The 6321-nt window shown below is 67.2% G+C and carries 7 protein-coding genes and 1 pseudogene; 3 read left to right on the top strand and 5 right to left on the bottom strand.

From position 1 onward, the window contains the following. From ACLQ62_RS12190 to ACLQ62_RS12180, 3 genes and pseudogenes are all read right to left on the bottom strand, one after another. Positions 1–347 (bottom strand): annotated as a pseudogene (locus tag ACLQ62_RS12190) (transcriptional regulator); the annotation flags it as partial. Then, complete coding sequence (gene purE / locus ACLQ62_RS12185) at positions 344–853, bottom strand: 5-(carboxyamino)imidazole ribonucleotide mutase (RefSeq protein WP_411721901.1); 510 nt, start codon at positions 851–853, stop codon at positions 344–346. The pseudogene ACLQ62_RS12190 and the gene purE, both read right to left, overlap by 4 nt. A 17-nt stretch (positions 854–870) precedes the next feature. Continuing rightward, positions 871–2004, bottom strand: a complete 1134-nt coding sequence (locus ACLQ62_RS12180) for a 5-(carboxyamino)imidazole ribonucleotide synthase (RefSeq protein WP_411721900.1) — start codon at positions 2002–2004, stop codon at positions 871–873. Between the two features lie 151 nt (positions 2005–2155). On the opposite strand from ACLQ62_RS12180, the gene ACLQ62_RS12175 reads away from it, so the two are divergent. Continuing rightward, positions 2156–2683, top strand: coding sequence for a GtrA family protein (locus tag ACLQ62_RS12175; RefSeq protein WP_411721899.1), 528 nt, complete (start codon positions 2156–2158; stop codon positions 2681–2683). On the opposite strand, the gene ACLQ62_RS12170 is transcribed toward ACLQ62_RS12175, so the two are convergent. Together ACLQ62_RS12170 and ACLQ62_RS12165 are read right to left on the bottom strand one after the other, a co-directional pair. Next, positions 2644–3201, bottom strand: coding sequence for a PH domain-containing protein (locus tag ACLQ62_RS12170; protein ID WP_411721898.1), 558 nt, complete (start codon positions 3199–3201; stop codon positions 2644–2646). The two genes, ACLQ62_RS12175 and ACLQ62_RS12170, sit on opposite strands and share 40 nt — an antisense overlap. Before the next feature lie 160 nt (positions 3202–3361). Further along, entirely contained in the window at positions 3362–4159 is a 798-nt protein-coding gene (locus ACLQ62_RS12165) for a biotin--[acetyl-CoA-carboxylase] ligase (protein WP_411721897.1), read from the bottom strand. A gap of 99 nt (positions 4160–4258) precedes the next feature. On the opposite strand from ACLQ62_RS12165, the gene ACLQ62_RS12160 reads away from it, so the two are divergent. Beyond that, the gene (locus tag ACLQ62_RS12160; protein WP_411721896.1) at positions 4259–5875 is read left to right on the top strand and encodes an acyl-CoA carboxylase subunit beta; all 1617 of its coding nucleotides are present in this window, start codon (positions 4259–4261) and stop codon (positions 5873–5875) included. Next, a complete protein-coding gene (locus ACLQ62_RS12155; RefSeq protein WP_411721895.1) occupies positions 5872–6168 on the top strand; it encodes an acyl-CoA carboxylase subunit epsilon in 297 nt (98 codons plus the stop codon). Before ACLQ62_RS12160 ends, ACLQ62_RS12155 begins: the two co-directional genes overlap by 4 nt. The last annotated feature ends 153 nt before the right edge of the window (positions 6169–6321 follow it).

Below are 6321 nucleotides of genomic sequence, written 5' to 3'. Positions count from 1 at the left end.
GCGCGCACCAGTCGTACGAGCCGCAGCGTGTCGACGGTCAGCACGAGCCACAGCACGGCGTACCCCGCGAGCAGGATCTGCAGAGCGGTGAGGGCGAACGAGTTGGTGACGATGGAGAGGGTGGCGGTGCGCCAGAGCAGGTAGGCGACGATCACGAACGCGGCGAGGAGCCACATGGTGAGTGTCCCGGCAAGTCCGATCCGCCCGAGTCTGCGGTTGCCGGCGAGCACCTGGGTCGAACCCGGAATGAGGAAGTTCAGGGCGACCAGCCACCAGCCTCGACGGGTCATCAGTTGGGGGGCGCCCAGGTCCGGATAGCGGATCGGGCTTGCAGTCTGAGCGCTCATAGTTGCAGCTTGAGCGCCCGGTTCTTCACCTCGACCTGCTCGGCGAGGTCGGTCTGGTAGGCAGCGAGCTTTCCGGAGAGACCCTCATCGGTGGTCGCCAGGATCCGCACGGCGAGCAGTCCGGCGTTCTTCGCGCCACCGATCGAGACGGTGGCGACGGGGATCCCCGCCGGCATCTGGACGATCGACAGCAGAGAGTCGAGACCGTCGAGCCTCGCGAGGGGAACCGGGACGCCGATCACCGGGAGCGAGGTGACGGATGCCAGCATGCCGGGCAGGTGCGCCGCTCCGCCCGCGCCCGCGATGATGACCTTCAGTCCGCGGGAGGAAGCATCCCGCCCGTAGTCGATCATCTTCTCGGGCGTGCGATGGGCGCTGACGACCTCGACCTCATGGTCGACTCCGAACTCGGAGAGGATCTCGCTGGCTGCAGCCATCACCGTCCAGTCAGAATCGCTGCCCATGACAACGCCGACGCGTGGACGCACTGAATCGTGGAATGGCATGAAGCCCATGGTAAATGTCAGTCCTGAAGAAACGCCGCTGCGGCACGCGCTTCATAGGCGACAAGGTCCAGTTCAGGACCGCTGGCGTTGACGTGACCGACCTTGCGGCCCGGGCGTGGGTCCTTGCCGTAGTTGTGGATCTTCGCGGTCGGGTGCGCCGCCATGGCTCCGGCGTACCGGTCGGACAGCGACCCTTCGGTGGGACCTCCGAGGACATTGACCATGACGGTGTGCGGCTCGGTGCACCCGGTCGCGCCGAGCGGCAGGTCGAGGACGGCGCGGAGGTGCTGCTCGAACTGACTCGTCGTCGACCCGTCCTGCGTCCAGTGTCCTGAGTTGTGCGGGCGCATGGCGAGCTCGTTCACCAGCAGCCGGTCGTCGACGGTTTCGAAGAGCTCGACGGCGAAGACGCCGGTGACGCCGAGTCCGGTTGCCACGTCCGTCGCGATCTGGGCGGCGACGTCGGCGATGCGCACCGCGAACCCGGGGGCCGGCGCGATCACCTCGGCGCAGACGCCGTCACGCTGGATCGATTCGACGACCGGCCACAGCACGAGTTCGCCCGACGGCCGGCGGGCGGACAGCTGGGCGAGTTCACGGCGGAAATCGACGAGTTCCTCGACGAGGAGCGCGTCGCCCGCACCGTGCTCGGCCAGGACCGTGAACCAGTCACTGGCCTCGTGGGCGGCTGTGACCACCCGTACGCCCTTGCCGTCGTAGCCGCCGCGAGGCGTCTTCACGACCGCGTGCCCGTCATTCGCGTCGAGGAATGCCTGCAGTTCCGCTTCGGTTTCGACCCGTGCCCACACCGGCACGGGCAGTCCGAGGTCACTGAGCTTCTGCCTCATGAGCAACTTGTCCTGGGCGTAGAGAAGGGCATCTGGCCCTGGGTGCACCGAAACACCCGCGTTCACGAGGGCGTGGAGCACGTCCTGGGGAACATGTTCGTGGTCGAAGGTGATCACGTCGACCTCCTTGGCGAAAGCCAGGACGGTGTCCACATCGTGATAATCGCCGACCGCCGTCGCGGCGAGCCTGGCGGCCATTCCGTCGGCCTCAGCGAGGACGCGCAGGTCGATGCCGAGGTTCACCGCTGCGGGGATCATCATCCGGGCGAGTTGCCCGCCGCCAATAACACCAACACGAACCACAGCCGTCGCCTCCCAGCGGTCGATTTTGCTTGTGCTCGCAGGAACTCCCAGCGGTCCCCGATGGGAGTTCGCCTAAACTGCGTACGCCACACTATCTTCGCGCATGGCGCACGAGGCATCCAACCAGCCCCTTTTCGAATCGGAGCAGGACATGACCGCAGCAGCGTCGCCCGGGCCTGTGCGCCTTCTTCTGGTGCAACTGCTCCAGTTCGGGCTCGTCGGTGGGGCGGGGCTGCTCGTCGACCTGACCGTGTTCAACGCCCTCCGACTCACCCTGCTGGCACCGGAGAACATCCATACCGGCCCGCTGATCGCCAAAGTCGTCTCCACCCTGCTCGCGATCGTCACCAATTGGCTCGGGAACCGCTACTGGACCTTCGCGGACGACCGCCGCTCGAACACGGTCCGCGAGGGCCTCGAGTTCTTCGCCGTGTCACTTGCCGGCATGGGGATCGGCCTCGGCTGCCTCTGGGTGTCGCACTACGTGCTCGGGTTCACCTCGGTGCTCGCGGACAACATCTCGGCGAACGTCGTCGGGCTGGCGCTCGGCGCCGTGTTCCGTTTCACCCTCTACCGCTACTGGGTGTTCTCGCCGAACCGCGGAACATCCGCTCTGCGGCCGGCTGCCGCTCCAGCGGGTCAGAAAGCCGTCGTCGCGGTTCCGGGCGAACCGGCTTGATTCGTCAGCACGATCTGATTGCGCTCGATCAGCTCGTGCAGCGTCTCCAGCACCTGGGCGGCACCGGGAACATCGCGGAGCACGAGCGGCTTCTCGACGCCCGAGCTGATGTGGATGTCGCCCGAGCGGAAGGCGCTTTGCAGCCAGCTCTGCTTGAGCGTGACATGGTAACCGCGGCTGTGGAAGATCTCCCTGCGCTCACGGACGAAGAATCCGCGGCGGGCGATCACCCGTCGTGTCGTGATGGTGCAGCGGTGATTGAGCCAGGCGATGTACGGGAACAGGACGAGCAACGCGAACAGCACAGCGGCGGCAACCACGAACAGGACGTGCTGCCAGGTCTCGCGGAACATGCCGATGGCGAGAACCGTCGCGCCCGGCAGGGCGATCAGCAGGAGGGCCGGCCAGAACAGCACACGCGCGTTGGGGCGCAGCCGGGCGATGACGCGCTCGGTCGGCACGACGGGCCGTGAGGCGTCTGGGGGCAGGCTCGCTGCGGCGCTCGGATACTCTGCCATGCTCCATTCTTATCACCGGCGAGGGCGCTGCCCGGACTGCACCGCCGTCGCCCGGGCGGTTTCACGGCATCCTGGGCGGTAGCGACATCGGCGAGCGGGCGTTCCGGTCGGGCGCGGGCGAGACGGCCCCCCGCGCGCGGCCACATCACCCGCGCGGGCGTCAGCGGGCGCGCAGGTGGGTGACATCGCCGGCGGAGATCGGCGTGAGGTCCGCCGACCCGTCCGCCTGAACGAGAATGCGGCCGGAGACATCGATGCCGCGGGCGATCCCGGCGAGGATGTTCCCACCGGGGAGCTCAACGCTCACCCGGGAACCGACCGTGCCGCAGGCCTCAGTCACCGCAGCCTGCAGACCGCTCGCTCGTGCGTCTCCTCCGGCGGCCAGGAAGGAATCCACGAGGCCGCGGAACTCGCGGAGGTACGTCGAGAGCACGCCGTCGGCATCCGGATGCTCCGCTCCGGCCAGGACGAGAGAGGTCGCGGTGGGAACCGGCAACTGCTCCTCGGTCATGGAGAGGTTCACTCCGGCGCCGACGACCACGCTCGGCGCCTCCCCCACGACGAGCTCGGAGAGCACACCGCTGATCTTCCGGCCACCGACGAGGACGTCGTTGGGCCATTTCAGCGCCACGTCGTCCCTGGCCGGCAGCGCCTCGCGGACGGCGCGCGTCATCGCGAGGCCGGCGGCGAGGGGCAGCCAGCCGAGCGCGTCGATGCGAAGCGACGCGTCGGCGCGCACGAGGACGGACACCGCAAGCGTCGTCCGGGGCGGGCTGACCCAGACCCGGCCGAGACGACCGCGCCCCGCCGTCTGGGTTTCGGTGACAACGACCGAGAAGTCCGGCCAGTTCTCGGTGTCGGCCGCTGCCGAGACGAGCACGTCGTTGGTCGACGGCGTCTCCTCGAGCACTTGAAGGCGGCTGACAAGGGGCGCTGAACGGGGGAATTCGGATGTCATGGCACCACGATACGCGCCGCTATTCTCCAAGACACCGAAGGGCTCGTTGTAGGCATTCGCCAACGGTATGGCCCTATCCCTGCACACTAGAGTGAATAAGTGACCGAGAACGCAGTAACGCCCGACGCATCCGACGCTCCCGACCTGTACACGACGGCTGGCAAACTCGCCGACCTGAAGCAGCGGTACCACGAAGCCGTCACGGCGTCCGGTGAGACCGCGATCGCCAAGCAGCACGCCAAGGGCAAAATGACCGCCCGCGAGCGAATCGCCGAACTCCTCGACCCGGGCAGCTTCGTCGAACTCGACGAGTTCGTCCGCCATCGCACCCACGCCTTCGGCATGGAGAAATCGCGTCCGTACGGTGACGCTGTCGTCACCGGCACCGGCACGATCCACGGCCGCCAGGTCGCCGTGTACTCGCAGGACTTCACCATCTTCGGCGGATCGCTCGGGGAAGTCGCCGGCGAGAAGATCATCAAGATCATGGACCACGCCCTCAAGACCGGCGTTCCGATTCTCGGGATGCTGGACTCCGGCGGTGCCCGAATCCAGGAGGGTGTCGTCGCCCTCGGCAAGTACGGTGAGATCTTCCGCCGCAACACGGCAGCATCCGGGGTCATCCCGCAGATCTCGATCATCATGGGCCCGGCAGCCGGCGGCGCCGTATACTCCCCCGCCCTCACCGACTTCGTCATCATGGTCGACAAGACCAGCCAGATGTTCGTCACCGGCCCCGACGTGATCAAGACCGTCACCGGTGAGGACGTCGGCATGGAAGAGCTGGGCGGAGCCCTCACCCACAACACCCGCTCCGGTGTGGCGCACTACCTGGCCAGCGACGAGTCCGACGCTCTCGACTACGCGCGCACGCTCGTCGGCTTCCTGCCGGACAACAACCTCGCCGAACTCCCGGTGTACGAAAGCGACGTCGAGCTGGAGACGACGGATGCCGACCGCAAGCTGAACACGATCATCCCGGACTCGCCGAACCAGCCGTACGACGTCACCACGGTGATCGAGCACGTCGTCGACTCCGGCGACTTCCTCGAGGTGCAGCCGTTGTTCGCTCCGAACATCGTCATCGGTTTCGCCCGGGTCGAGGGACGCACGGTAGGCATCATCGCGAACCAGCCGAACGCCATGGCCGGCACCCTGAACATCGAGGCCGGTGAGAAGGCGTCACGGTTCGTCCGCTTCTGCGACGCGTTCAGCATCCCGATCCTCACCCTTGTCGACGTTCCCGGTTACCTGCCAGGCACCGACCAGGAGTGGACCGGCGTCATCCGCCGCGGCGCGAAACTGCTCTACGCGTATGCCGAGGCCACGGTTCCGCTCGTCACGGTCATCCTCCGGAAGGCCTACGGCGGCGCCTACATCGTGATGGGTTCGAAGCAGCTCGGGGCTGACATCAACCTGGCCTGGCCGACAGCGGAGATCGCCGTCATGGGCGGTCAGGGCGCCGTCAACATCCTCTACCGCGGCGAGATCAAGCGCGCGGAGGCCGCCGGCGAAGACGTCGCCGCTGTGCGGACGAAGCTCGCCAACGAGTACACCTACAACGTGGCAAGCCCGTTCCTCGCGGCCGAACGCGGCGAGCTCGACGGCGTCATCGAACCAGCGGCGACCCGCGTGGCCGTCATCAAGGCGCTGCGTTCGCTCAAGGGCAAGCGGGCGAGCCTGCCGCCCAAGAAGCACGGGAACATTCCGCTGTGACCGGGCAGGAACCGGCTCAGCGACCGCGGCGACACGGAGGACTGCCTGGGCGCCCCGGCGTGTTCGTCACGGAGGAATCCGAACACGGGGTCGACGTCCGTGTCCTTCGCGGCTCTCCGACGCCCGACGAAGTCGCGGCGATCACCGCCGTCCTGACCGCCGCTGTCGTCGAAGAATCCGCAGGAGCTGACGCTGTGATCTCGCACGGTCCGTCCGCGTGGCAGCGAAGTACCCGCATCCTCCGCACTCCCCTTACCGCCGGCCCGGGCAGGTGGCGGAACTTCTCCGCGTGACGGTCCCCCAAAGAGCCGACTAGCGGCTTCGCCACTTCCCCTCCAGAATAAGAGCGCACGGTGTCTCTCTGTGAGAGTTACACCACCAGACGATTCGCTCGATTAGGGTAGCAGCGGCGTCTGGGGGCGGGTCAGAGCACTATTCGGGTTAGT

This window comes from Mycetocola sp., assembly GCF_046716805.1.
Taxonomy (GTDB): domain Bacteria; phylum Actinomycetota; class Actinomycetes; order Actinomycetales; family Microbacteriaceae; genus Mycetocola_A.
This window is presented reverse-complemented; position numbering and strand designations above follow the sequence as displayed.